Genomic DNA, 25,971 nt, shown 5'->3' on the forward strand with positions numbered 1-25,971 from the left:
GCATGAACCCCGCCCCCCGTCCGCGGAAGCCCTTCATTGCCCCCATGCAGTCGATGCGGCAAGCTAGCGGCCGTTTTCCCTGAATCCGATCCGCGTGCGCCGAGCCCTTCGCCTGCTTCCCCTGCCCCTGAGCGTCGCCTTCGGCCTGTCGGCGATGGCCAGCGAGAAGCCGGTGAACTGGAACCTGTGCCCGGCCACCGACGTGCTGCCGGCCTTCGACGAGGCGCCCAAGGCCGACCCGGCCGCGGCCGCCACCCGCGACCAGCTGCCGACCGACATCGAGGGCGACCAGCTCTCCGGCACCAGCACGGTCCCGCAGTACGAGGGCAACGTGGCGCTCAAGCGCGGCGACCAGTTCATGGGCACCGACAACCTGCGCTTCGATACGGAAACCGGCAACTACATCGCCGACGGCAACGTGCGCTATTCCGACTCGACGATCCGCCTGACCGCCAAGCGCGCCGAGGGCAACCAGGAAACGGACAGCCACAAGATCAGCGACATCAACTACCAGCTGGTCTCGCGCCGCGGCAACGGCAGCGCCGACTCCATCGACCTGCAGGGCTCGGTCGGGCAGATGCACCGCTCCACCTACACCACCTGCGATCCGTCGCAGCCGGTGTGGAAGCTGGCCGCGCCGCAGATCGAGGTCGACAACGAAGAGGGCTTCGGCACCGCCCGCAACGCGGTGCTGCGCGTCGGCAAGGTGCCGGTGATGTACATGCCCTGGTTCAAGTTCCCGATCGACGACCGGCGCATGACCGGCCTGCTCTATCCCAAGCTGAGCATGTCCGGGCGCAACGGCTTCGACTACGCGCAGCCGATCTATTTCAACCTGGCGCCGAACTACGACGACACGCTGACGCCGCGCTGGATGAGCCGGCGCGGGCTGATGCTCGACAACGAGTTCCGCTATCTGTACGGCGGTGGCCGCGGCCAGCTGGAAACCGAGTGGATGCCGAACGACTCGCTGCGCGACAAGGAGCGCGGCAAGATCGTCTTCAGCGGTTACCACAACATCGACAGCCACTGGCAGGCGCGCGCCAGCCTGGCCTGGGTCAGCGACGAGCGCTACATGGAGGATTTCGCCAACCGCCTGCTCGGGGTGACCGCCTCCAACCTGCAGAGCACCGCCGGCCTGTACGGCACCGGCCGCACCTGGACCGCCGGCCTGATGGCCGACCACTGGCAGCTGACCGACTACACCCTGACCGAAGCCGCCCTGCCCTACAGCCGCCAGCCGCGCCTGTTCGGCACCTGGGACGACAGTTTCGGCCGCTGGTTCGAGGCCGGCGTGTATGCCGAGGCCGTACGCTTCACCCACGACGACATCCACGGCAAGACCATCGATGCCGATGGCGAGTATGTGCGCGATGGCAGCCTGACCCGGGTCGACGGCGGCTCGCGCCTGGACATCAGGCCCTACGTGTCGATGCCGCTGGCCGGCGCCGCCTGGTACATCACTCCGACCCTGGCCTGGCGCTATACCGCCTATGAGCTGGAACGCGGCCTGGCCGACGGCATCCGCCGCAACCAGCTGATTGCCGCGGGCATCGACCCGGCGACCGCCACCCCGGAGCAGCTGCGCGGCAATACCGCGCCGCACCGCAGCCTGCCCATCGCCAGCCTGGACATGGGCCTGTTCTTCGACCGCGAAACCGACATCGGCGGCCAGTCCTACCTGCACACCCTCGAACCGCGCCTGTTCTACCTGAACACGCCATACCGCGACCAGAGCGACCTGCCGCTGTTCGATACCCGCGCCTTCACCTTCAGCTGGGGCCAGTTGTTCCGCGATTCGCGCTTCACCGGCGCCGACCGCCAGAACGATGCCAACCAGCTGACCACCGCGCTGACCACGCGCCTGATCCGCCAGGCCGACGGCCGCGAAAAGCTGTCGGCCAGCATCGGCCAGATCACCTACTTCGAGGATTCGAAAGTCACCCTCGGCAGCGGCGACGCCATCGTCCAGCAGGGCAAATCGGCGTGGGTGGCGGACGTGAACTGGGCGATCAACGACCGCTGGACCCTGGGCAGCACCTACCAGTGGAACCCGAAGTACCGCAAGGAAGACCTGGCCAGCGTCCGCGCCCGCTACCTGCTGCCCGAGGACGGCGTGGTCAACCTGACCTACCGCTACCGGCGCAATCCCAGCAACAATACCGACCAGCTCAAGCAGGCCGACCTGTCCTTCCTGTACCCGGTCAACCCGCGCTGGAGCATCGTCGGCCGCTATTACTACTCGATGCTCGACCACAAGCCGCTGGAGATCATCGGCGGCGTGCAGTGGGACAGCTGCTGCCTGGCCGTGCGCGCCCTGGCCCGCCGCTACGTGCGCAACCGCGAGGGCGAGATGAACAATTCCTTCCAGATCGAGTTCGTGCTCAAGGGCCTGAGCTCGGTCGGGCAGGACACGGACCGCACCTTGCGCCGTGCTATTCTCGGCTACAACCGAGACGACCTGTACCTCGTTCCGCCCAGCAACATCGAGGCGAACGACGACGACTACGATCCGAACCTGATTCCATGACCAAGACCCTACCTGCAGTCCTCGCCACCCTGCTGGCGCTTGCCGGCGTGTCCGCACCGGTCGCCGCGCAGCAGACGCAGCCGCTGGACCGCATCGCCGCCGTCGTCGACGAGGACGTGATCCTGCAGAGCGAACTGCAGCGCGCGGTCAACAACATCAAGTCGCAGTACGCCGGCCGCGAGCACCAGTTGCCGCCGCAGGGCGTGCTCGAACGCCAGGTGCTGGAGCGCCTGGTGCTGGTCAAGCTGCAGGTGGCCCGCGCCGAAGGCAGCGGCATCCGCGTCAGTGGCGAGGAGCTGAACCACGCCGTGGCCAGCATCGCCCAGCAGAACGGCACCGACGTGGACGGCCTGCGCCAGCGCCTGGCCCAGGACGGCATCGGCTTCGAGGATTTCCGCCACTCGGTGCGCGAGGAGATCGTCACCCAGCGCCTGCGCCAGAGCTTCGCGCAGAGCCGCATCAGCGTCAGCGAAGGCGAGGTCGACGCCGCGTTGGCCCAGCAGAGCGCCGGCGGCATGCAGTACCACCTGGCGCACATCCTGGTGGCCTTGCCCGACGGCGCCAGCGCCGAGCAGATCGCCACCGGCCAGAGCAAGGTCGACGGCATCAAGAACCTGATCGGCAAGGGTGAGCTGGACTTCTCCGCCGCCGCGGTGCGCTATTCCGACAGCCCCAACGCGCTGGAAGGCGGCGACCTGGGCTGGCGTAGCCTGGACGAGATCCCCAACGCGTTCTCCGTGCAGATCAAGACGATGAAGGCCGGCGACGTGATCGGCCCGATCCGCGGCCCGAGCGGCTTCCAGCTGCTGAAGCTGGTGGAAGTACGCGACAGCGACAATGCCGCCGGCACCCATACCGTCACCGAGTACCACGCCCGCCACATCCTGGTGCGCGTGACCGACCAGGTGGACGATACGGCGGCCAAGGCCAAGGCCGAGACCCTGCGCGCGCGCATCACCGGCGGCGCCGATTTCCAGGCCACGGCAAAGGAATCGTCCGACGACGCCAACAGCCGCGGCCAGGGCGGCGACCTCGGCTGGTTCCCGGCCGATGCCTTCGGCCCGGACTTCGGCAAGCAGATCGAGGGCGTCCAGGACGGCGGCGTCACCGCGCCGTTCCGCACCGATGCCGGCTGGCACATCGTGCAGCGCGTGGCCACCCGCCAGACCGACGTGACCGACGACAACAAGCGCGCGCAGATCCGCGACCAGATCGGCCGCCGCAAGCTGGACGACGAATACAACCGCTTCCTGCAGGAACTGCGCGGCGACGCCTACGTCAGCTTCCGCATCGGCGACCGCGCCGAGGGCACCGCCGACCCGGCCTCCGGCGCGGCCGAACCCGCCAAGCCCTGATCCCATGGTTCCCCAGCTCGCTCTGGTCCCGGGCGAGCCTTCCGGGGTTGGCCCGGAACTCTGCATCCGTCTCGTCCAACAGCCGCGCAACGATTGCCGGCTGTTGGCATTCGCCGACCCGGACGTCCTGCACGCCGCCGCGGCCGCGCTCGATCTGCCCCTGAATCTGCTGCCCGAGAACGCCCAGGCATCCGCACCGGGCGACCTGCGCCTGCGCGCCATCCACAACGCCGCCCCGTCCCGCTTCGGCCAGCCCGATGCCGCCAACGCACGCGCGGTGATCGACGCCCTGCTCGGCGCGGGCCATGCCTGTCTGGACGGCGAACTCGACGGCGTGGTCACCGGCCCGGTGCACAAGGCGATCATCAACGAAGGCGGCATCGCCTACAGCGGCACCACCGAACTGCTGGCCCGGCAGGCTGGCGTCGAGGTGGTGATGATGCTGGCCAACGAGCACATGCGCGTGGCCCTGGCCACCACCCACCTGCCGCTGCGCGAGGTCGCCGATGCCATCACGGCCGACGGTCTGCGCACGGTTCTCGCCACCACCCACGCCGCGCTGCGCCGCGACTTCGGCCTGGCCCGGCCGCGCATCGCCGTGCTCGGCCTGAACCCGCATGCCGGCGAGGATGGCCACCTTGGCCGCGAGGAACTGGACGTGGTCATCCCGCTGCTGGAACGGCTGCGCGGCGAAGGCCTGGACCTCGTCGGCCCGCTGCCCGCCGACACCGCGTTCCTGCCGACCAGGCTGCGCGGCTTCGACGCGGTGCTGGCGATGTACCACGACCAGGGGCTGCCGGTGCTCAAGTACAGCGGCTTCGAGCAGGCGGTGAACATCACCTTGGGCCTGCCATATCCACGCGTGGCGGTCGACCATGGCACCGCGCTGGACCTGGCCGGCACGGGCACGGCCGACCCGTCCAGCCTGATCGCTGCCACGAGCCTATGCGCGCGGCTGGCCGCACAACGTAAAATCGCCCGATGAATTCCTCCCACTCCCCGCGCGCCGGCGCCGGTTTCACCGCGCCGGCGAAGAAGCAGCTGGGCCAGCACTTCCTGGCCGACACGCATTACGTCGAAAAGATCGTGATGGCGGTCAACCCGAAGCCCGGCGACCGGCTGGTCGAAATCGGCCCCGGCCAGGGCGCGATCACCTTCCCGCTGCTGCGCCGCCATCCGCAGCTGACGGTGATCGAGTTCGACCGCGACCTGATCGCGCCGCTCACCGCCGCGGCCGCGCCGCTGGGCGAGCTGACCATCGTCCACCGAGACGTGCTGCAGGTCGATTTCACCGAACTGGCCGGCGGTTCGCCGATCCGGCTGGTCGGCAACCTGCCCTACAACATCTCCTCGCCGATCCTGTTCCACGCGCTGGAGCATGCCGCGGCGATCTCGGACATGACTTTCATGTTGCAGAAGGAAGTAGTGGACCGCATGGCCGCCGCGCCCGGCAGCAAGGTCTACGGCCGCCTGAGCGTGATGCTGCAGGCGTGGTGCCAGGTGACCTCGCTGTTCGTGGTGCCGCCGGGCGCGTTCCGGCCGCCGCCGAAGGTGGACTCGGCGGTGGTGCGGCTGGTGCCGCGCGATCCGGCCACGGTCGGCATCGTTGATCCCAGGCACTTCGCCAACCTGGTCAAGGCCGCCTTCGGCCAGCGCCGCAAGACCCTGCGCAATGCCTTGAACGGCATCGTCGACGAAGCCGGCTTCGCCGCCACTGGCGTGCGCAGCGATGCGCGCGCCGAACAATTGGACGTGGCCGATTTCATCGCCCTGGCCAACGCCACCGTCGCCTGACGTCCGCTCCACCCGCTTTTGCTTACACTTGCCCGCATGGACGATTCCCGCCACTACGCGATCGAGATCGAGGTATCGCCTCGATTCGTCGACGAACAGTCGGCCCCCGAAGACGGGCGCTACGCGTTCGCCTATACGATCCGCATCCACAACCGCGGCAACGTGCCGGCGCGCCTGATCAGCCGCCACTGGCGCATCACCGACGGCAACGGCCGCATCGAACGCGTGGATGGCGACGGCGTGGTCGGCGAACAGCCGCGGCTGCGCCCGGGCGAGGAATTCCGCTACACCTCAGGGGTCATGCTCGGCACCGAGCGCGGCACCATGCAGGGCCATTACGACATGCTTGCCGACGACGGCACCGAGTTCGCCGCGCCGGTCGCGCCGTTCGTGCTTTCCATTCCCAGGACCCTGCACTGATGGCGACCTGGGCGATCGGCGACCTGCAGGGCTGCTACGACGTGACCCAGCGGCTGCTGGAGAAGATCAACTTCGACCCGGCCGTCGACCGGCTGTGGTTCTGCGGCGATCTGGTCAACCGCGGCGGACAGTCGCTGGAAACCCTGCGCCTGGTGCATTCGCTGCGCGAGCACTGCGTGGTGGTGCTGGGCAACCACGACCTCTCGCTGCTGGCCGTCGGCGCGCGCAGCGCGGAGGAACAGCGCAAGGTCAACCCGGACCTGCAGCGCGTCGTGCTCGCCGAGGACCGCGACGTGCTGCTGGACTGGCTGCGCCTGCAGAAACTCGTGCACGTGGACCGCGAGCTGGGCTGGATGATGTTCCATGCCGGCCTCGCGCCGAAGTGGACCGTGGCGATGGCCGAAAAGCATGCGCGCGAAGTCGAGCAGCAGCTGCACGGCAACGGCTACCGCAAACTGCTGCGCAACATGTATGGCGACGGCCCCAACTGGGCGCCGAACCTGGCCGGCTACGACCGCGCGCGCGCGATCATCAATTTCTTCACCCGCATGCGCTACTGCACGCCGCGCGCGCGCATCGGCATGGAAGACAAGGGCACGCCCGGTACCCAGCAGCAGGGCATGTACCCATGGTTCGAAGTACCGGGCCGGGTCGAGCGCGAACTGAAGATGGTCTGTGGCCACTGGTCGGCGCTGGGCCTGACCATCACCCAGGGCGTGCACGCCATCGACACCGGCGCGGTCTGGGGCGGCAAGCTCACCGCGCTGCAGCTGGACAGCGAAGAACTGCGCGTGGTGCAGGTGCCCGGCCGCGACGTGCCGGCTCCGGTGCCCGGCGCCCACCCGCCGCGCAGGCCGCCGGCCGAACGCCGCCCGGAAGCACGCAACGAAGCGCAGGGCGAACGCCGCGAACCGCGGCGCCGGCCGCGCCGGCATCGCCCGCACAACGGCGGGAATGGCGGCGGGACGCCCCGGCAGGACCCACCCAAACCGTAGCAGCGCACCGCGGTGCGCAATGGGCCTTGTCAGCAAACTCCGTTCGCGCGTCTACCGACGCGCGTAATGGGCGAAGCGAAACGCGAAGGCATGCCGCTCGTCGGCCGGATGCGGCTGGCTGTCCACTTCCTGCCATAGCGCGGGATCGACTTTGGGAAAATGCGTGTCGGCCGTGACCTCGGCATCCACCCAGGTCAGGTGCAGGTCGGTGGCCTGGTCGATCAGCAGCCGGTAGATCTCGCCGCCGCCGATCACGCACAACTCGTCGGCGCCTTCGGCCTCGGCAATGGCCTTGGCTTCCTCCAGCGATGCCACCGCCTGCATGCCGTCGAACGGCACTTGGCCGCCGCGGGTCAGCACCAGATTGGTCCGCCCCGGCAGCGCGCGGCCGAGGGATTCAGCCGTCTTGCGCCCCATCAGGATCGGCCTGCCGAGGGTAAGCGCCTTGAAGTGCCTGAAGTCGTCCGGCAGGTGCCATGGCATCGCGTTGCCATGGCCGATGCCATGGTTGCGGTCCAGCGCGGCGATGAGCGAGAGCTTCATCGCGCCGCTCACACCGCCACCGGCGCCTTGATCGCAGGCAGCGGGTCGTAGCCGTCGATGCGGATATCGTCGAAGGTGAAACCGAACAGGTCGGTGACTTCCGGGTTCAACCACAGCTTCGGCAGCGCGCGCGACTGGCGCGACAGCTGTTCGCGGGCCTGCTCGAAGTGGTTGGAGTACAGGTGCGCGTCGCCCAGCGTATGAACGAAATCGCCGACGCCCAGGCCGGTGGCCTGCGCCACCATGTGGGTCAGCAGCGCGTAGCTGGCGATGTTGAACGGCACGCCGAGGAAGATGTCGCCACTGCGCTGGTACAGCTGGCAGCTGAGCTTGCCGTCGGCCACATAGAACTGGAACAGGTTGTGGCAGGGCATCAACGCCATCTGCGACAGCTCGCCCACGTTCCAGGCGCTGACCACCAGCCGTCGCGAATCCGGGTTGCGCCTGATCTCGTCCACCAGCCACTGCATCTGGTCGATCTGCCGCCCGTCGGAAGCGGCCCAGCTGCGCCACTGTTTGCCGTATACCGGGCCGAGGTCGCCGTTGGCGTCGGCCCACTCATCCCAGATCCGTACCTGGTTGTCCTTCAGGTAGCCGATGTTGGTGTCGCCCTTCAGGAACCACAGCAGCTCGTGGATGATCGAGCGCAGGTGCAGCTTCTTGGTGGTGACCAGCGGGAAGCCTTCGTTGAGGTCGAAGCGCATCTGCCAGCCGAACACGCTGCGCGTACCGGTGCCGGTACGGTCGGACTTCTCACTCCCGTGTTCAAGCACATGCCGCAGCAGGTCCAGGTACTGTCTCATTTCTTGCCTCCGGCAACGGGCCTCACGCCTTGCCTCCCGCAGGCAGCGCCGGCTGCAGCGTCGGCGCGCGCCGCGACATCGCCAGCAGCACCAGCCCCAGCGCGATCAGCGGCAGGCTCAGCAGCTGGCCGCGGGTGAACCAGCCGAAGGCCAGGTAGACGCCGTTGTCGGGCATGCGCACGAACTCCACCAGGAACCGGAAGCAGCCGTACATCAGCGCGAACAGGCCGGACACGGCATAACGCGGGCGCGGCTTCATCGAATAGACCCACAGCACGGCGAACATCACCAGCCCTTCCAGCACGGCTTCATACAGCTGCGAGGGATGGCGTGCGTACTGGGTGAGCAGGCCGGCGGCGAAGTCCTGCCTGATCTGCACGGCCGACATCAGCTGCTCCATGGTCGGCAGGCCGGCCGGCACGTCCTTGAGCGGCGCGTGCGGGAACACCACGCCCCAGCCGGCGTGGGTGAACCTGCCCCACAACTCGCCGCCGACGAAATTGCCGAGCCGGCCGAAGCCCAGCCCCAGCGGTACCAGCGGCGCGACGAAGTCAATGGTGTCGAAGTAGTGCAACGCATGCTTGCGGGTCCACCACCAGCCGGCGGCCATGACGCCGAGCAGGCCGCCGTGGAAACTCATCCCGCCTTCCCATACGCGCAGCAGGATCAGCGGGTTGTGCAGGAAATCGGCGGTCGCGTAGAACAGCATGTAGCCGATGCGCCCGCCCAGCACCACGCCGAGCATGGCGTAGAACAGCAGGTCGGAAAAACCGTTCATGTCCACGCCCGGCAGGCGCACGGCGCGGATGCGCCCGCGCCCCAGCCACCATGCCGCGGCGAAACCTAGCAGGTACATGATGCCGTACCAGTGCACCTTGATCGGCCCGAGGGAAAAGGCGATCGGGTCTATGTCGTGGAGGTAGATCATGCGTGTGCGGATTGGCCTGGATTGAGGGGTGCCGAAGAAGGCGCCGGTGGATGGATTGTCAGTCCTGCTGCTGGAACGCCACGTAATAGCCGTTGCAATCGTTGATGGCGAACTCGCGCGTGCCGTACGGCATGTCCTGCAGCGGCCACGCGACCATCGCCCGGTCCTTCACCTGTTCCCATAGCGCGTCCACATCGGCGACCGCGATGTAGAGCGTGCCGGAAAAGGCCGGCGGCATTCTCCACAGGTCCGTCCCGGTGAAGAGCAGGGCGCAGCCGTGGCCCTCGACCACCAGCGGGTCCCGGTCCGTCGGCGACACCGAAAAGCCCGGCAGCGAGGCGTAGAACGCACCCGTCTCCGGGAGACTGTTGCAACGCAGGAGAAGACTCAGCGCCATGTGCCGCTCGCGGCCGGATCCATGTGACGGGAGGACGCCATTCTCGCTGGTTCAGCCCAGAATGTGGGGCTGGTCGGGCAATTCATTGTCCCGGGGTTGCCGTGGGTCGGCCGGGAAATGCACCGCGAGCAGCCGCGAGACTTCGTCCACGCTGGCCAGTACCGCCGCCTCCAGGTCGCCATCGCGCTGGTGTCGGCCGAAGTCCTCGCAGACCTGCCGCCACTGCACCGCCTCGACGCGTCCATGCAGGCCGCGGTCGGCGACGATCTCGATGGCGTGGTCGGCCAGCAGCAGATAGACCAGCACGCCGTTGTTGGCCTGCGTGTCCCAGGTGCGCAGCATGGCGAAGGCGTGTTCGGCGCGCTCGCGCGGCGACACGCCGCGCCACAGCGCCGTCAGCGGCAGGTCGGATTCGACCGCGAACATGACCTGCCCGGCATGCCGGCGCTCGCCGTCGGCGATGGCGCGGGCGATACGACCCAGGCTCGCGGCGGGAAACCGCGCATGGGCGGAAGGCGAAAAAAGATGGCGCAACCAGCGCATCACCAGCTCCCCGAGGCGCCGCCGCCTCCCGAACGCCCACCGCCGCCGGACCAGCCGCCGCCTCCGCCAAATCCTCCACCACCGAAGCCGCCGCTGCCGAAACCGCCCCCACGGGCGAAACCGCCGGGCGACAGCCCGCCCAGCGACAGGAAAAAGGCCACCGCCGCGGCGATGCCGCCGCCGGCCAGCGACAGCAGCAGCCAGCCCGCGCCGCCGCCGAGCAGCGCGGCCAGCACGCCCTTCAATGGACGCGAGCGGCGTGCGAACAGCAACCGCGCCAGCATCGAGGCGACGCCGCCGATGAACAGCGCGACGAAGAAAGTGGCGTCGCCGTCGCCCGGATCGCGGTTGCTGGCCAGCGGCGCCGGCAGTTCCTCGCCATCGACCAGCCTGACCAGCGCCGCCGTCGCCTCGGCGATGCCGCCGGCATAGTCGTCGTCGCGGAAACGCGGCACCAGGTATTCCTGGATCACCCGGTTGGCGATGGCGTCGGGAATCGCGCCTTCCAGGCCATAGCCCGGCTCGATGCGCACGCGGCGGTCGTTCTTCGCCACCACCAGCAGCACGCCGTCGTCCACGCCCTTGCGGCCGATACCCCACTGCTCGAACACGCGGGTGGTGTACTGGGCGATGTCTTCGGGCCGTGTGCTGGGCACGATCAATATCTGCAGCTGGCTGCCCTTGCGCTGCTGCAGGGCCAATGCCTGCTGCACCAGCGCCTGCCGCTGCGCCGCATCCAGGGTGCCGGTGGTGTCCACCACCGGCGAGTCCAGCGGCGGAATCGGCGCCAGCTGCTGCGCCACGGCCGCTCCCGCCCCGCCGAGGCCGAGCAGCAGGACCAGCAGCAACGGGCGCAGCAGGCGCGTCATCGCCGGCTCACTGCGCCGGTGCCGGCGGCGGGTTCTGCGGCTGCGGCGCCGGCCGGGTGCCGAAATCCACCGCCGGCGGCTGCGCGATCTGTGCCTCGTTGTCGACGGTGAAATTCGGCTTGGCCTGGTAGCCGAACAGCTTGGCGGTGATGACCTGCGGGAACGAGCGGATGTAGGTGTTGTAGTCCTGCACCAGCTGGATGTAACGACCGCGCGCGACGGTGATGCGGTTCTCGGTGCCTTCCAACTGCGCCTGCAGGTCACGGAAATTCTGATCGGACTTGAGCGTCGGGTAGTTCTCGCTGACCACCAGCAGCCGCGACAGCGCGCTGCCCAGTTCGCCCTGTGCCTGCTGGAACTGCTTCAGCGAGGCCTCGTCGTCGGCATTGACGTTGATCTGCCCGACCCGCGAGCGCGCGTTGGTCACCTCGGTCAGCACCTGCCGCTCCTGCTGGGCGTACCCCTGCACGGTGTTGACCAGGTTGGGGATCAGGTCGGCGCGGCGCTTGTACTGGTTGACCACCTCGGACCAGCCGGCCTTGACCGCCTCGTCCTTCTGCTGGATGGCGTTGTAGCCACAGCCGGAAATCGAACCCGCCACGATGGCGAGCAGCATCAGACGGAGGAACTGGCGCATGGGCGGGTCCTTGGGCGGCTGGAGCCCGCAGCATGCCACCACCGGTGTTCAACGTGTGCATACGACAAGGGCCGGCATCGGCCGGCCCCCGTCAGGTCGCCGCCGCCGGCATGGCGCCGGCGGCAGGCCACGGCTTACCAGTTGTCCGCGCCCGGGACGTGGTGCTCCCTGGCATTGCGGCGCATCAGCAGGTTCAACCACTCCACCAGCACCGAGAAGCCCATCGCGGCGTAGATGTAGGGCTTGGGAACGTGCAGGTCCAGGCCGTCTAGCACCAGCACCGCGCCGACCAGCAGGATGAAGGCCAGCGCCAGCAGCTTCACGGTGGGGTTGGCGTCGATGAAACGGCCCAGCGGGTTGGCCGCCAGCAGCATCACCGCCACCGACAGCAGCACCGCGCAGACCATCACCGGGATGTGGTCGGCGATGCCGACGGCGGTGATCACCGAGTCCAGCGAGAACACGATGTCGATGACGGCGATCTGCGCGATCACCATGCCGAACGTGGCCGAGGCCCGGGTGGTGGTCGGGTCCTGGTCCTCGCCGCCGCTGACCAGCTCGCGGATTTCCTTGACGCCTTTGTAGAGCAGGAACAGGCCGCCGACGATCAGTACCAGGTCGCGGATCGAGATGCCCATGCCGGCGATGGTGAACAGATTGCTCTCCATGTGCGCCAGGTAGGCCAGCGAGACCAGCAGCATGATGCGGGTGATGCAGGCCACGGCGATGCCGACGCGGCGCGCCAGCGGCCGCCGGTGCTCGGGCAGGCGGCCGACGGCGATGGAGATGAACACCAGGTTGTCGATGCCGAGCACGATTTCCAGCGCGCTGAGCATGAACAGGGTGACCCATACGTTCGGGTCGGCAAGGAACTCAAAAGACATGCAGGCAATCCTTCAACAAAGACCGTAAGCCACCACCGCGCGGCAGGTGGTTCAGAGAATCCGGGGCGCCAGGATCAGCCCCCAGCACAGCAGCACGTTCATCATCAGCACGAACACCGCCGCCGAGCCCATGTCCTTGGCGCGACCGGCCAGCACGTGGAACTCGGGGCCATAGCGCTCGATCACCGCCTCGATGGCCGAATTGGCCAGCTCCATGGCGATCACCAGCAGCATCGAGCCGACCAGCAGCACGCGTTCCACCGGGGTCTGCCCCAGCCACAGCGCCAGCGGGGCCAGCACCACGAACAGGTAAACCTCCAGCCGGAACGAGGATTCGTGCTTCCACGCCGCGGTCAGCCCCTGCCAGGACCAGACCGCCGCCTTGAGCACGCGCGCCGGGCCGCGCGGCAGGTTGCCGATCTCGTCAGCCATGGGCGCGGCCCTCGGTCGAGCCGGCGCAGGCGGCCGGAACAGGGCGGAAACAGGAAATATCCATGCAGGCGGCCGTGGCGATGAACAGCGCGGGATTCTGCCACAGGCGCCCTGTCGGCGCCCTGTCGTCACGTCTCAAGCCCTTCCATCTTCCGGGCGGGAAGACAGGGGCGGTGCGCTGCCAGCGGATGCTGGATGAAAATGCCGATACCCGGTCTCCAGGCCGCTCCTGCCCTGTTCTGCGCGTCTGCGCAGGACATCCGTGCCCTGGCCTTCCACCGGTTCGCCATGCCGCCAGCTACCCGCCGAGGCTTTCCCCCGGGGATTGGCGGGAGAAACGCACCGTGACCGTCGTGCCCTGCCCCGGCGCGCTGTCCAGCTCGATGCGCCAGCCGAACCGCTCGCACAGGCGATGCACGATGGGCATGCCCAGGCCATGGCCCTGGCGCCGCTCCGGCTCGACGCGGAAGAACGGCTCGAAGATCCGCGCCAGCGCCTCCTGCGACATGCCGATGCCGGTATCGCGCACCACCACCCGGTCGGCCTCCACGTAGGCGTCGACGCGGCCGGCGTCGGTGTAGTTGCAGGCATTGCGCAGCAGGTTGCCGATCACCACGTGCAGCACCTGCGGCGGCACCCGCAAGGGGCACGCCGCTAGCACGTGGACTTCCAGTTCGACCGGCCGCCCGGCCAGGCTGCCGCGGGCGTTGGCCGCCTCGTAACGGACCACATCGGCCACCTCGACCCATTCGGCCTGCGGCTCGATGTTGGCCTCGCGCGCGAGGATCAGCAGCGCGTCGATCAGCGCCTCCATGTCGCGGCCGGCGCGCTGGATGCGCTGCAGGCTGCGCTGCAGCCCCGGGCTCAACTCCTGCGAACCCAGCGCCATGTCGCTGGCCATGCGGATCACGGTCAGGGGCGTGCGTAGCTCGTGGCTGGCGTCGCGGGTGAAATTGCGCTCGCGCGCGACATGGTCGCCGATGCGCCCGGCCATCGTGTGCAGGGCGCCGGCCAGTTGCCGCACCTCGCCCTGCACGTCGGGCGGCAGCCGCTCCGGCGCCAGCTCGCTGGCGTCCGGGTACAGCGGGTCCCACTGCGATACGCGTCGCGCCAGCCACGTCACCGGCGACACGACGCGGTGCGAGACGTGGTAGGTCAGCCACGAGGCGCCGTAGACCGCGAGCAGGATCAGCAGCACCGGCACCACCCCGAACCAGAAGGCCAGGTGCTGGGCCTGCGAACGCAGGAACACCAGGTAGAGCCGGCCGCCGGGCTTCTCGTCCACCAGCACCAGCTGGTCGGCGTCGCCGATCTCGTGGAAACCCGGCGGCAGCGCGCGCAGATCGGCGGGCAGGCTCAGCGGCGACTGCCCGGTCTCCAGCAGGTAGCCGCGGATGTTGCTGGTATTGGGGGGAGGCTGCACCGGCGAGGCCGCATGCAGCTCCCAGAAATGCGCGGCCTCTTCCTTGAGCAGCGCATTGACCAGCCCGAACTTGACGACCAGCAGCACCAGGTAGCCGCCCAGCAGCACTGCAAGGCCGGCCAGCAGCGCCTGCAGCATGAAAGCGGTCCTGATCTTGCGCGGCAACCCGTGCAGCATTGCAGCCCCGTCGGTGATCCTGTGCGGTTAAGGGAAGCGCACCCGGGACCGGGCCGCGGCACGGCCCTTCCCTTCGCGACGGAGAGCGTTCGCCGGCATGCTCAGCCCATCGGCTGGGCGATGTCGGCGATGCGGTAGCCCGCGCTCTGTACGGTATGCAGCAGCGGTCGGTCGAACGGCTTGTCGATGATCTTGCGCAGGTTGTACAGGTGGCTGCGCAGGGTATCCGAGTCGGGCAGGCCATTGCCCCAGATCTCTCGCTCGATCTCCTGCCGGGTCACCACGCGCGGCGATTCGCGCATCAGGATGGTCAGCAGGCGCAGGCCAATGGGCGAGAGCTGCAATTCGGTGCCGGCACGGGTGGCGCGCATGCTGACCGGGTCCAGCACCAGGTCGGCGACCTTCAGCACCTCGGCGCCCACCTGGCGGCGCTCGCGGCGGATCAGCGCACGCAGGCGCGCCTCCAGCTCCTGGATGGCGAACGGCTTGGTCAGGTAGTCGTCGGCGCCGAAGCCCAGCCCGGTGAGCTTGTCGTCCAGCGTGTCGCGCGCGGTCAGCATCAGCACCGGCGTGGACTTGCGCGCCTCGTTGCGCAGGCGGCGGCACACCTCGATGCCATCCAGGCGCGGCAGCATCAGGTCCAGCACCACCACGTCGTAGCTGTTTTCCGCCGCCAGGCGATAGCCGTCAAGGCCATCGCAGGCATAGTCCACCTCGAATCCCTTGCCTTCCAGGTACTCGCCGATCATCTCGGAGATGTTGCGGTTGTCCTCGATGACGAGCACCAGTCCGGACGATTCCTTGGTCTGTCGCATGGAGCCTCCTCGTTCTTCAGCTTTGTGAAAGATGCCGTACCCGGGGTGGATCCCATGTGAAGAAAACGTGTCACGACACCGGCCGTCCGGCCAGCCGGCGCTGCCCCTATGCTATGTGCGCCCTGCCCCGGACCCGGACATGCCCGCCCCGCCCTTCACCGCTTACCTGTACCCGGTACTGCTGCTGGCCGCCAGCAACGTCTTCATGACCTTCGCCTGGTACGGGCACCTGAAGTACCGCTCGGCGCCATTGCTGGCGGTGGTCCTGGTCAGCTGGGGCATCGCTTTCTTCGAGTACTGCCTGCAGGTGCCGGGCAACCGCCTGGGCGCGGCCGTCTACTCGGCGCCGCAGCTCAAGGGCATGCAGGAGGTGATCACCCTGCTGGTCTTCGCCGGGTTTTCGGCGGTCTACCTGGGCCAGCCGTTGAAATGGAACCATTGGGCGGCGTTCGCCCTGATCGTGGTCGCCGCGCTGCTGATGTTCAAGGAATGAGGCACGGACGCGAACGCGACCCCGGCTTCCTGCCCGGGATCGCGTTCGCAGGACGGGCCGCCTCCGCGCCGCCGCTCAGTCGCCGCGCGGGGCCTTCTCGACGAATTCAGCGAACACCGCGTCGATCCGCGCATCGGCCACCTTGCCACCGGCCTGCACCTCGTCGGCCTGGGTGAACAACGGGATGATCATCGCCATGCCGTCGATTTTGGTCTTCAGGTGCGCACCCGGGGCCTGGCCCAGGAAGCCGTCCCAGTGCCGGCGCACCTTCGCCCAGTAACCGGCGGTGGCGCTCCAGTAGTCGCGGGCCGGAGTGAAGTCCACGTCCGTGGTGCGGATGTAATCGTTGAAGCCGAACTCGCGCGCGATTTCCTGCTGCGTGCCGTCTGCACTGCGCTGTACCTTGGTGTTGAACTGCTCGTGGGTCCAGCCGTTGGGCGTGAGCGTGTGGCGGTTGACCATCGCCAGCGCGTTGTAGTCGCTGCGGCGGGTGTATTCGCGGCGCGGCAGCGGACGCCAGCCCGGGTCGCTGGTCCAGCTTGGCACGCCGTTGTCGTAGCTCCACCTGCCGGTGCCGCAGTAGCGCGGGGCGTCGCTGACCTCATGGACGCATTGGGTCCACGCGCCCTGGTTGATCGCGGCGGGAATGGCGCGCACCCGCCAGGTCTGGTCGGCGCTGAACTCGAAGCGGGTCGGCGCTTCGTAGGTCCAGTCCTGCCGCCAGTGTTTGGTGACGTGGCCGCTCTTTGCGTCCACCAGCAGGTGCTGCAGCACGACGCGGGTCGGCGTGTCCTCGACCACCACCACCAACTCGTTGCCGCCGCTGCGCATCGCCGGGGCGCGCTCGTAGCCGGGCTGCAGCAGCACGGTTTCGTCGAAGGCGAAATCCACGGTGTACTCGCCCTGCATGCGCAGGATGGCGTCGTGGTCGCGGGCGATGTCGGCGGGCGCGGCGCTGGCGGTGCCGGTGGCGGCACACAACAGCAGCAGGCTGGCGTGATGCGGTTTCATCGTGGGTTCCTTTGTGCGGAAGAGGGCCGTCCCTGGCCGGTAGAACTCCGGGGGAGAGAGAGCGTGGGCTTACCAGTCCATCGACAGGCTGGCCGACAGCGTGCGGCCGGGGTTGCTGTAGCGGTCGAGCACGCTGCTGGAGGCGGCCAGCGTCGAAATCAGGGCCGAAGCATCGATGTACCTGCGGTCGGCCAGGTTGAACACGCCGACGTTGACCGTGGCGCCCGGCGCGAACCGCCAGTACGCCATCAGGTCGAGCACGCCGTAGCCGGCGGGACGGAACGCGTCCGCGCTGGCGACACGGTCCTTGCGGCGGGCGAAGGTGCCGGCCAGCTCCACGCCCCAGTCATCGCGGTCGTACATCAACCCTAGCGTGCCACGCAGCGGATCCACCGAATCCAGCGGCAGGTTCTCGGTGCGGTTCTGGCCGTACGACCAGGCCGCCGCGCCGCGCAGCGACCAGCCGGCCAGCACCGGGTTCAGTTCGCCGAAATCGACGCCTGCCTTCAGTTCGGCGCCATGGATGCGGGCGTCGGCGATGTTCTGCGACTGGAACACCATCAGCCCCTGGTCGTTGACGCCGACATAGCGCTGCGATTCGATGAAGTCGCGGTAGTCGTTCCAGTAACCGCTCAGGCTGGCATAGACCGCCGGCGACAGGTAACGCAGGCCCAGTTCCAGGCCATTGCTGGTTTCCGGCTTGAGGTCCGGGTTGGGGATGGCGGTATAGCCGAACATCACGTTGGTGAAGCCGAGGTTGACGTCGTTGTACGGCGGCGAGCGGAAGCCGTGCGCATAGCCGGCGAACAGCGACCACTGTTCGTCCAGACGCCACACCATGCCCAGCTTCGGCGACACGCTGGTCTTGCGCAGCGACGCCAGCGCGACGCCGGGGTTGTCCTCGCTGAAGATCGCATCCGCGTGCGGGTCGAGCCGGTAGTGGTCCACGCGCACGCCCGGCACCAACGACAACCGGCCCTGCGCAACGCGCATTTCATCCTGTGCGTACAGGCCCAGCTCGGTGGTCCTGCTGATCGGAAAATCGCGCACCGGGAACGCATCGGGCAGGATCGTGGTGCTGGTGCTGCCGTTGGCCAGCACCTGGTAGCCGTCGCGCTTCTGGCGGATCTCGGTCCACGCGCCGTCCAAGCCCCAGGTCAATGCATGCTCCACCGCACCGCTGGTCAGGCCCTTGTCGAACTGCGCCTGTGCGCCGTACACGCGCTGGTCGAAATTGAACTCACGATGGCGATGGCTGCGGTTGGCGCGGGCCTCGTCGGTGACCTGCGTGGTCTCGCTGTCCTGCCGGTACAGCTGCCAGCGCAGGCTGTCGGCGAACGCCGCCTCGAGCGCATCCATTTCGTGGGCGAAGGACAGGCGGGCGCGGGTCTGCCTGTCGTGCGCCTTCATGCCGGTGGTGGTGGTGTGGTCGATGGCCGAGTACACGTCGGTATCGGTGGTGTCCTCGTTGCCTTCCACGGTCAGGCGGAAGCGCTGGCTGCCATCGGGCGCGTACACCAGCTTGGACAACACGCTGCGGCCGTCGCGTTCCTGCGGGTTCGCGGCGGTGCGGGTGTTGTCGAGGCTGCGCTCTTCGCCCTTGTTGCCGGTTTCCTGGCCCTGGCGGTGGTTGACGTTGACCGTGCCGCTCCAGCGCTCGCCGCCGAAGGCGGTGGTCACCCCGGCCAGCAGGCCCCGCCAGTCACCGTCGTAGCCGAACTTCAGGCCGACGTGGCTGTCCTTGCCGTCCTCCAGGTAGTCGGCCGGGTCCTTGGTGACAAAGGCGACCACACCGCCCAGCGCATCGGAGCCGTACAGCGAGCTTGTCGGGCCGCGCACGATTTCCACGCGCTTGAGCGTCTCCAGATCGGTGAAATTACGGTTGGCGCTGGCGAAGCTGCCGATGTCGAAGCTCTTGGGCATGGCGATGCCGTCGGTCTGGATCAGCACGCGATTGCCGTCCAGGCCGCGGATGCGGAAACCACCGAGGCCGAAGCGCGCCACGCTGCGGGTCACCGAGATGCCCGGTTCGTAGCGGACCAGGTCGCGGATGTCGTGGGCGAGCTGCCGGTCGAGCTGCTCGCGGTCGATCACGTCGACCGTGGCGGCGACGTCGCCGACCGCGCGCCCGGTGCGGGTGGCGGTGACCTGGACGCGGTCGAACTCGTGGGCATCGGCCGGCGCCGCGGTTTCGGCACGGGCGGGGGACAGCACCGCCCACAGGGCGACACTCAAGGCAGCAGGACGGATCATGAGTACCTGGAATCGAAAGGTTGACCCCCGGCGGAGCGGCCGGCCGCAGCKGCGGCCCGGCCGCGGCCGAGGAGGAGAGAGTTGCGATTCAGGCGGGCATGACGCGCGGATGCGCGCCGGCTGGCGGCGAATGCGGCCGGGAGTTACTTGGTGAGGATCAGCTTGTCGTTGCTGGTGTGGCGCAGGCGGTAAACGCGGTCGCCATGGCGGATCAGGATTTCGCGCTGGCCCTTGAGCAGGGCGCCGCTGTCGATGGTGTCATCGACGGCCACCGCCTGCGGGGCGGGACGTTGCGGCAGGTGCAGCGTGCGGGGGCGGAGCAGGACGGGTTGGGCGAACATCGCGGCGATTCCGTGGCGGGGACGGAATTGATGATAATGATTCTCATCCGCGACGCAAGAGGGGTATGCGGAATTTTTCATCCAGCCATCCATGCCGCCGTCCGGGTCGGGGCAATCGCGCCCGACCCATCGAAGGCATCAGGCGAACGTGGCTTCCACCCTGCGCCAGACGTCCTCGCCGTGGCGCGCCAGCACGTCCAGCGCGCGCAGGTTCTCCTCCAGCTGCGACACCCGGCTGGCGCCGAGGATCACGCTGGATACGTGCGGGTTGCGCAGGCACCAGGCAATGGCGAGCTGCGCGGGCGATTCGTCCAGTTCCGTAGCCAGCGCGGTGAAGCGCCGCACCTTGCCCAGCCGATCCTGTTCCGGCGACCCCAGCACCGCGTCCTTCAGCCAGTCCATCGTGGTCTGCGCCAACCGGCTGTCGGCGGCGATGCCGTCGTTGTACTTGCCGGTCAGCAGGCCCGAGGCCAGCGGCGACCAGATCGTCGTGCCCAGCCCGGCGTCGGCGTACAGCGGCGCATATTCCTGTTCCACGCGCTCGCGGTGCAGCAGGTTGTACTGCGGCTGCTCCATGGTCGGCGCATGCAGGCCGTTGCCGCGGGCGAACGCCACCGCCTCGGCGATCTGCGCGCCGGACCATTCCGACGTCCCCCAGTACAGCACCTTGCCCTGGCGGATCAGCACATCCATCGCCTGCACGGTTTCGGCGATCGGCGCCTCCGGGTCCGGGCGATGGCAGTAGTAGAGATCCAGATAATCCACCCGCAGGCGCTTGAGCGCGGCATGGCAGGCGTCGTGCACGTGCTTGCGCGAGAGCCCTCGCTGCAGCGGGTTGGGCGCGTCGACCGCGCCGAAGAACACCTTGCTGGACACGCAGTAGCCGTCGCGCGGCAGGCGCAGGTCGGCGATCACGTCGCCCATCACCTGTTCGGCGCGGCCCTGCGCGTAGACCTCGGCGTTGTCGAAGAAGTTGACCCCGTTGTCCCAGGCCGCGGCGATCAGGTTGCGCGCCTCGCCACGGGCGATCTGGCTGCCGAAGGTGACCCAGGCCCCGAAGGACAGGGCGGAAAGCTGCAGGCCGGACGACCCGAGGCGGCGGTATTGCATGGCAGGCTCCTGGAACGCGCTCCGCGCGGGCGGCACGGGCGGGGTCGCCAGTGTAACCGCCGCGACCATACCGATAGCGCCCGGGACCTTGCCGATGACGGCCTGATCGACGCCGTTGCCCCCGATCGGCATCGGGATTGTTGCCCGGCACTGGCCGCTGCACTAGGCTTGCCGCTTTTGCGGGCTGGCCCGGGGAATACTCATGGTCGAAGGTTTGGGCAGGATCGGCTTCGGCCTGTTCGGCTTGGCGGTGCTGATCGGCATCACCTGGCTGTTTTCCAACAACAAGAAGGCGGTGGACTGGAAGCTGGTCGCCACCGGCGTCACCCTGCAGATCGGCTTCGCCGCGCTGGTGCTGCTGGTGCCCGGCGGGCGCGACGTGTTCGACTGGCTGGGCCAGGGCTTCGTCAAGATCCTGAGCTACGTCAACGAAGGCTCCGGCTTCATCTTCGGCGACCTGATGAACGTGCCCAAGTACGGCTTCATCTTCGCCTTCCAGGTGCTGCCGACCATCATCTTCTTCTCGGCGCTGATGGGCGTGCTCTACCACCTGGGCGTGATGCAGGCGGTGGTCAAGGTCATGGCCTGGGCGATCACCAAGGTGATGCGCGTGTCCGGCGCGGAGACCACCAGCGTCTGCGCCAGCGTCTTCATCGGCCAGACCGAGGCGCCGCTGACCGTGCGCCCGTACATCCCGAAGATGACCCAGTCCGAGCTGATCACGATGATGATCGGCGGCATGGCGCACATCGCCGGCGGCGTGCTGGCGGCCTACGTCGGCATGCTCGGCGGCGGCGACCCGGTGGCGCAGGCGTTCTACGCCAAGCACCTGCTGGCCGCCTCGATCATGGCCGCGCCGGCCACGCTGGTGATCTCCAAGCTGCTGGTGCCCGAGACCGGCACCCCGCTGACCCGCGGCACGGTGAAGATGGAGGTGGAAAAGACCTCCTCCAACATCATCGACGCGGCCGCTGCCGGCGCTGGTGATGGCCTGAAGCTGGCGCTGAACATCGGCGCGATGCTGCTGGCCTTCATCGCCCTGATCGCCCTGCTCAACGCCCCGTTGACCTGGCTGGGCGAGGTCACCGGCCTGGCCCAGGCCATCGGCAAGCCGACCAACCTGGCCACCATCTTCGGCTACGTGCTGGCGCCCATCGCCTGGGTGATCGGCACGCCATGGAGCGATGCCACCACGGTGGGTTCGCTGATCGGCCAGAAGGTGGTGATCAACGAATTCGTCGCCTACCTGCAGCTGTCGGAGATCATCAAGGGCAATGTCGCCGGCGTCGCGCTGAGCGACGAAGGCCGCCTGATCGCCACCTACGCGCTATGCGGCTTCGCCAACTTCAGTTCGATCGCCATCCAGATCGGCGGCATCGGCGGCCTGGCCCCGGATCGTCGCCACGACCTGGCCAAGTTCGGCCTGCGCGCGGTGCTCGGCGGCACCATCGCCACGCTGATGACGGCGACTATCGCCGGCGTGCTCAGCCACTTCGGCTGAGCCACCGGCGCGCTCCCCCTTCCGGCTCCCCCACGGCCACCTGTAGAGAAGTAGATTCCATGAAGTCTGTTGTCGTTGCCGGTTCCTTCAATGTCGACCACGTCTGGCGCTGCGATGCCCTGCCCGCGCCGGGGGCGACCATTGCCGGGCGCTACAGCACCGGTCCCGGCGGCAAGGGCTTCAACCAGGCGGTGGCCGCGCGTCGCGCCGGCGCCGACATCACCTTCGTCTGCGCGCTGGGCGATGACGCCGGCGGCGCGCTGGCGCGCCAGCTGGCCGCCGCCGACGGCATCGTGCTGGCCGCCGAGGCCAGCAGCGAACCCACCGGCACCGCCGGCATCTACGTCGACAACCGCGGCCGCAACTCCATCGTCATCGGTCCCGGCGCCAACGCTTCGCTGAGCACGGAATTCATGGCCGCCAAGGCGGCGCTGATCGGCGGCGCCAAGGTGCTGCTGGCGCAGCTGGAGTCGCCGGTGGAGTCGATCGAAGCCGCGCTGGGCATCGCCCGCGAGGCCGGCGTGCTGACCGTGCTCAACGCCGCCCCGGCCAACGCGCCCTCGACCATCGGCCTGCTCAAGCTGGCCGACGTGCTGACCCCGAACGAAACCGAGTTCGCCGCCCTGCTCGGCCGCCATGTCGGCGAGCGCGTGGAAGCCGACGACGTGGCGGCGCTCGACGGCGCCAGCCTGCACGTGCTGTGCCGCAAGCTGTCGGGCAACACGGTGGTGGTCACCCTCGGCGCGGTCGGCGTGTTCGTCTCCCACGACGAGGAGCGCCTGCGCGGCGACAGCCAGCCCTACTACCGCGTGGCCGCCGAATCGGTGCAGACGGTGGACACCACCGGTGCCGGCGACGCCTTCAACGGCGCGCTGGTCGCCTCGCTGGCGCAGGCGCCGGACGCGGCCTTCATCAAGCACGTGCGCTTCGCCAACCAGTACGCGGCCCGTTCAACCGAGAACGAAGGCGCCGCCGTGGCGATGCCGCGGATGACGCCGGCCGACGCCTGACCCGGCGTCACGCTTGGGCTACATTGCCTGCTACGGCATTCCCGCCGCACACCGGAGCATCCCATGGCAGGCAAGTTCGTCATCAGCAAGCGCAGCAATGGCGATTTCCAGTTCAACCTCAAGGCCGGCAACGGGCAGGTGATCCTGACCAGCCAGGGCTATGCCGACAAGGCGGGCTGCAGGAACGGCATCGACTCGGTGAAGAAGAACAGCCCGGACGATGGCCGTTACGAGCGCAAGACTTCCAGCAACGACAAGCCGTTTTTCAACCTGCTGGCCGGCAATGGGCAGGTCATCGGCAGCAGCGAGATGTATGAGAGCACCGCTTCGCGCGAGAACGGCATTGACTCGGTGAAGGCCAATGCCCCCGACGCCACCGTGGTGGACGAAACCGCCTGATGTTGCAGCCCCCGCAGAGCGCGGCTCACCGCGCTCTGCGGTTCTCCAGGGGACTTCATCATTACAATGCCCGCCATGCAGATCGGCCCCTACACCATTGCGCCCAACGTGGTGCTCGCGCCCATGGCCGGCGTCACCGACAAGCCGTTCCGGCAGCTGTGCAAGCGGCTGGGCGCGGGCCTGGCCGCTTCGGAGATGACCATCTCCGACCCGCGCTTCTGGAACACGCGCAAATCCATCCACCGCATGGATCACGCCGGAGAACCGGCGCCGATCAGCGTGCAGATCGCCGGCACCGAGCCGCAGCAGCTGGCCGAAGCGGCGCGTTACAACGTCGACCACGGCGCGCAGATCATCGACATCAACATGGGCTGCCCCGCCAAGAAGGTATGCAATGCCTGGGCCGGTTCGGCGCTGATGCGCGACGAGGCGCTGGTCGCGCGCATCCTGGAGGCGGTGGTGGGCGCTGTGGAAGTGCCGGTCACGCTGAAGATCCGCACCGGCTGGTGCGCGGAAGTGCGCAACGCGCCGGCCATCGCCCGCATCGCGCAGGACAGCGGCATCGCCGCGCTCGCCATCCACGGCCGAACCCGTGACCAGCACTACACCGGCACCGCCGAGTACGACACCATCGCCGCGATCAAGGCGATGCTAGACATCCCGGTGCTGGCCAACGGCGATGTGGACTCCCCGCGCAAGGCGGCGCAGGTGCTGGCCCATACCGGATGCGATGCGGTGATGGTCGGCCGCGCCGCGCAGGGCCGGCCGTGGATCTTCCGCGAGATCGCCCACTACCTGGCCACCGGCGAGGAACTGCCGCCGCCATCGCTGGAAGAGATCCGCGACATCCTGCTCGGCCACCTCGCCGACCTGCATGCCTTCTATGGCGAACCCCAGGGCGTGCGCATCGCCCGCAAGCACCTGGGCTGGTACGCGAAGGACCGGCCGGAGAACGCGGCCTTCCGCGCCGTGGTCAACGCCGCCGAGAGCGCCGATGCGCAGTCGCGCCTGACCCGCGATTACTTCGACAGCCTGATCGCCGGGCAGCCGCTGGCTGCGGCCTGAGGCATCACGGCGGAAGTTTTTGCTTTCAAGCTTCCGCTTCGGCTCTGTGCTTTGGCTGTTGTCGTTTGGTTTTGGAAACCCAAGCAACAGCTAAAGTCAGAATCAAAGGCTTTCGCTCCCCTTCGGGGCGCGAGTCACTTCTCTTTGCTCGTGCAAAGAGAAGTGACCAAGAGAAGAGCTTTTCAACAGCCGAATGGCTGGTCAAGCACGGGCCGGACGCGATCCGCTGCGGCTGCGCCGCATCGGTTCCCTGCGCTCCTCGCGTGCCGAGGGGACGGCGCACAACTCGCTTCGCTCAGACACGTGCGCCTCTTCGCCCCTCGGCCCGCGGCGGTGCTCGGCTCGCTCTACGGCCGGGGTGAGTCAAAAGCAGGGAAGCAAAAACAAAATCACGGCAACGGCAAGCGCTCCTGCAAGCTGCCCCAGCGGGGCGTTGCCCCGCCCTACAGGGACGCCTGCAAAAAGGCCCGCCGGCAGAGCCGGCGGGCCTGGATCGGCGCGGGGGAGGAGCGCGCCGGAAAGATCAGGCGAAGACCTTGAAGCGGGCCTCGTCTTCCATGTAGTTCTTTTCGCCGAAGGGAGCTTCGTTGGAACCGAACGGCATCTGCGCGCGCAGCTGCCAGTTTTCGGCGATGCCCCACTCGCTGCGCACGGCTTCGTCCACCAGCGGGTTGTAGTGCTGCAGGCTGGCGCCGATGCCGGCCTCGGCCAGCGCCGTCCACACCGCGAACTGGGCGATGCCGCTGGCGTGTTCGGCCCATACCGGGAAGTTGTCGGCATACAGCGGGAACTGGTCCTGCAGGCCCTTGGTCACGTCCACGTCGTTGAAAAACAGTACCGTGCCGGCGCCGGCGGCGAAGCTGTCCAGCTTGCCTTCGGTGGCGGCGAAGGCCTCGGCCGGCACGATCCGGCGCAGCGCGTCCTTGGCCAGTTCCCAGAACTTCACGCTCTGTGCCCCATGCAGGATCAGCGCGCGGGTGGGCTGCGAGTTGAAGGCCGACGGCGCCTCGCGCACGGCGTGCTTGATCAGGTCGGTGACCTGGTCCTGGCCGATGGGCAGGTTGCGGCCGAGTGCGTACTGGGAACGGCGCTGCTTGTACAGGGCGATGGCTTGGCTGTTCATGATGACTCCGGAAGGAAGGAAAGCCGGCACGGCGGCCGTTGGAATGGGCGCCAGTGTAATTGCCATCAAATTCAGAACAAATACCAGAAAAACCACTATTTGTTCCAAATTCAAAACAAT

The 25,971-nt window shown here is 68.1% G+C and carries 27 protein-coding genes; 11 read left to right on the top strand and 16 right to left on the bottom strand.

What is annotated here, in order from left to right; genetic code table 11:
- Positions 1-94 precede the first annotated feature (94 nt).
- The 6 genes from lptD to AC1DGW_RS06445 are packed head-to-tail and all read left to right on the top strand — an operon-like array spanning position 95 to position 7,094.
- Positions 95-2,530 (top strand): LPS-assembly protein LptD, encoded by a 2,436-nt coding sequence (gene lptD / locus AC1DGW_RS06420; RefSeq protein ID WP_478020742.1) that lies wholly within the window; start codon positions 95-97, stop codon positions 2,528-2,530.
- Positions 2,527-3,885, top strand: coding sequence for a peptidylprolyl isomerase (locus tag AC1DGW_RS06425; protein WP_478020745.1), 1,359 nt, complete (start codon positions 2,527-2,529; stop codon positions 3,883-3,885). The genes lptD and AC1DGW_RS06425 overlap by 4 nt, the downstream gene beginning before the upstream one ends.
- Before the next feature lie 4 nt (positions 3,886-3,889).
- Complete coding sequence (gene pdxA / locus AC1DGW_RS06430) at positions 3,890-4,870, top strand: 4-hydroxythreonine-4-phosphate dehydrogenase PdxA (RefSeq protein ID WP_478020748.1); 981 nt, start codon at positions 3,890-3,892, stop codon at positions 4,868-4,870.
- Complete coding sequence (gene rsmA / locus AC1DGW_RS06435; protein ID WP_478020750.1) at positions 4,867-5,679, top strand: 16S rRNA (adenine(1518)-N(6)/adenine(1519)-N(6))-dimethyltransferase RsmA; 813 nt, start codon at positions 4,867-4,869, stop codon at positions 5,677-5,679. Before pdxA ends, rsmA begins: the two co-directional genes overlap by 4 nt.
- 36 nt (positions 5,680-5,715) lie before the next feature.
- Complete coding sequence (gene apaG / locus AC1DGW_RS06440; protein WP_478020752.1) at positions 5,716-6,099, top strand: Co2+/Mg2+ efflux protein ApaG; 384 nt, start codon at positions 5,716-5,718, stop codon at positions 6,097-6,099.
- Positions 6,099-7,094, top strand: coding sequence for a symmetrical bis(5'-nucleosyl)-tetraphosphatase (locus AC1DGW_RS06445; protein ID WP_478020754.1), 996 nt, complete (start codon positions 6,099-6,101; stop codon positions 7,092-7,094). The genes apaG and AC1DGW_RS06445 overlap by 1 nt, the downstream gene beginning before the upstream one ends.
- Positions 7,095-7,145: 51 nt before the next feature.
- Here AC1DGW_RS06445 and AC1DGW_RS06450 read toward each other — a convergent pair whose 3' ends face one another.
- The 11 genes from AC1DGW_RS06450 to AC1DGW_RS06500 all read right to left on the bottom strand — a co-directional run bounded on the left by AC1DGW_RS06450 (position 7,146) and on the right by AC1DGW_RS06500 (position 15,545).
- A complete protein-coding gene (locus tag AC1DGW_RS06450; protein WP_478020756.1) occupies positions 7,146-7,637 on the bottom strand; it encodes a dihydrofolate reductase in 492 nt (163 codons plus the stop codon).
- 8 nt (positions 7,638-7,645) lie between these two features.
- Positions 7,646-8,440 (bottom strand): thymidylate synthase, encoded by a 795-nt coding sequence (locus AC1DGW_RS06455; protein ID WP_478020758.1) that lies wholly within the window; start codon positions 8,438-8,440, stop codon positions 7,646-7,648.
- Positions 8,441-8,462: 22 nt separating this feature from the next.
- A complete protein-coding gene (gene lgt / locus AC1DGW_RS06460) occupies positions 8,463-9,368 on the bottom strand; it encodes a prolipoprotein diacylglyceryl transferase (protein WP_478020760.1) in 906 nt (301 codons plus the stop codon).
- Between the two features lie 58 nt (positions 9,369-9,426).
- Positions 9,427-9,765 carry a VOC family protein gene (locus AC1DGW_RS06465; RefSeq protein ID WP_478020762.1) on the bottom strand — a complete coding sequence of 113 codons (339 nt, stop codon included), beginning with the start codon at positions 9,763-9,765 and terminating at the stop codon, positions 9,427-9,429.
- A 51-nt stretch (positions 9,766-9,816) separates the two neighbouring features.
- Positions 9,817-10,308 carry a TPM domain-containing protein gene (locus tag AC1DGW_RS06470; protein ID WP_478020764.1) on the bottom strand — a complete coding sequence of 164 codons (492 nt, stop codon included), beginning with the start codon at positions 10,306-10,308 and terminating at the stop codon, positions 9,817-9,819.
- Positions 10,308-11,177 (bottom strand): TPM domain-containing protein, encoded by an 870-nt coding sequence (locus tag AC1DGW_RS06475; RefSeq protein ID WP_478020766.1) that lies wholly within the window; start codon positions 11,175-11,177, stop codon positions 10,308-10,310. Before AC1DGW_RS06475 ends, AC1DGW_RS06470 begins: the two co-directional genes overlap by 1 nt.
- Before the next feature lie 7 nt (positions 11,178-11,184).
- A complete protein-coding gene (locus tag AC1DGW_RS06480; protein WP_478020768.1) occupies positions 11,185-11,814 on the bottom strand; it encodes a LemA family protein in 630 nt (209 codons plus the stop codon).
- 134 nt (positions 11,815-11,948) lie between these two features.
- The gene (locus AC1DGW_RS06485) at positions 11,949-12,698 is read right to left on the bottom strand and encodes a TerC family protein (RefSeq protein WP_478020770.1); all 750 of its coding nucleotides are present in this window, start codon (positions 12,696-12,698) and stop codon (positions 11,949-11,951) included.
- Between the two features lie 51 nt (positions 12,699-12,749).
- Positions 12,750-13,130 carry a diacylglycerol kinase gene (locus tag AC1DGW_RS06490; protein ID WP_273080703.1) on the bottom strand — a complete coding sequence of 127 codons (381 nt, stop codon included), beginning with the start codon at positions 13,128-13,130 and terminating at the stop codon, positions 12,750-12,752.
- A 298-nt stretch (positions 13,131-13,428) separates the two neighbouring features.
- On the bottom strand, positions 13,429-14,730 hold the full coding sequence (locus tag AC1DGW_RS06495) for a sensor histidine kinase (RefSeq protein ID WP_478020772.1): 1,302 nt from the start codon (positions 14,728-14,730) through the stop codon (positions 13,429-13,431).
- 101 nt (positions 14,731-14,831) lie between these two features.
- Complete coding sequence (locus tag AC1DGW_RS06500) at positions 14,832-15,545, bottom strand: response regulator transcription factor (protein ID WP_057505422.1); 714 nt, start codon at positions 15,543-15,545, stop codon at positions 14,832-14,834.
- A gap of 139 nt (positions 15,546-15,684) precedes the next feature.
- Here AC1DGW_RS06500 and AC1DGW_RS06505 point away from each other — a divergent pair, with 139 nt between their 5' ends.
- A complete protein-coding gene (locus AC1DGW_RS06505; RefSeq protein ID WP_478020774.1) occupies positions 15,685-16,038 on the top strand; it encodes a DMT family protein in 354 nt (117 codons plus the stop codon).
- 75 nt (positions 16,039-16,113) lie between these two features.
- On the opposite strand, the gene AC1DGW_RS06510 is transcribed toward AC1DGW_RS06505, so the two are convergent.
- The 4 genes from AC1DGW_RS06510 to AC1DGW_RS06525 all read right to left on the bottom strand — a co-directional run bounded on the left by AC1DGW_RS06510 (position 16,114) and on the right by AC1DGW_RS06525 (position 20,822).
- On the bottom strand, positions 16,114-17,049 hold the full coding sequence (locus AC1DGW_RS06510; RefSeq protein WP_478020776.1) for a DUF6607 family protein: 936 nt from the start codon (positions 17,047-17,049) through the stop codon (positions 16,114-16,116).
- A gap of 69 nt (positions 17,050-17,118) precedes the next feature.
- Entirely contained in the window at positions 17,119-19,302 is a 2,184-nt protein-coding gene (locus tag AC1DGW_RS06515; RefSeq protein WP_478020778.1) for a TonB-dependent hemoglobin/transferrin/lactoferrin family receptor, read from the bottom strand.
- Between the two features lie 143 nt (positions 19,303-19,445).
- Positions 19,446-19,643, bottom strand: coding sequence for a hemin uptake protein HemP (gene hemP / locus AC1DGW_RS06520; RefSeq protein ID WP_478020780.1), 198 nt, complete (start codon positions 19,641-19,643; stop codon positions 19,446-19,448).
- 138 nt (positions 19,644-19,781) lie between these two features.
- Entirely contained in the window at positions 19,782-20,822 is a 1,041-nt protein-coding gene (locus AC1DGW_RS06525) for a potassium channel beta subunit family protein (RefSeq protein WP_478020782.1), read from the bottom strand.
- A 133-nt stretch (positions 20,823-20,955) separates the two neighbouring features.
- Between AC1DGW_RS06525 and AC1DGW_RS06530 the strand changes: the two genes are divergently transcribed.
- The 4 genes from AC1DGW_RS06530 (at position 20,956) to dusB (ending at position 24,728) form a co-directional block, all read left to right on the top strand.
- Positions 20,956-22,254: a NupC/NupG family nucleoside CNT transporter gene (locus tag AC1DGW_RS06530; protein ID WP_478020784.1), complete on the top strand. Its 1,299-nt coding sequence runs from the start codon at positions 20,956-20,958 to the stop codon at positions 22,252-22,254.
- 59 nt (positions 22,255-22,313) lie between these two features.
- A complete protein-coding gene (locus AC1DGW_RS06535; protein WP_478020786.1) occupies positions 22,314-23,264 on the top strand; it encodes a ribokinase in 951 nt (316 codons plus the stop codon).
- A 63-nt stretch (positions 23,265-23,327) separates the two neighbouring features.
- Entirely contained in the window at positions 23,328-23,663 is a 336-nt protein-coding gene (locus AC1DGW_RS06540) for a YegP family protein (protein ID WP_478020788.1), read from the top strand.
- A gap of 75 nt (positions 23,664-23,738) precedes the next feature.
- On the top strand, positions 23,739-24,728 hold the full coding sequence (dusB, locus tag AC1DGW_RS06545) for a tRNA dihydrouridine synthase DusB (RefSeq protein WP_478020790.1): 990 nt from the start codon (positions 23,739-23,741) through the stop codon (positions 24,726-24,728).
- A 523-nt stretch (positions 24,729-25,251) separates the two neighbouring features.
- Here the strand turns inward: dusB and AC1DGW_RS06550 are convergent.
- Positions 25,252-25,851 (bottom strand): nitroreductase family protein, encoded by a 600-nt coding sequence (locus tag AC1DGW_RS06550; RefSeq protein WP_478020792.1) that lies wholly within the window; start codon positions 25,849-25,851, stop codon positions 25,252-25,254.
- Positions 25,852-25,971: the final 120 nt, after the last annotated feature.

Source organism: Stenotrophomonas sp. 05N423, assembly GCF_056397145.1.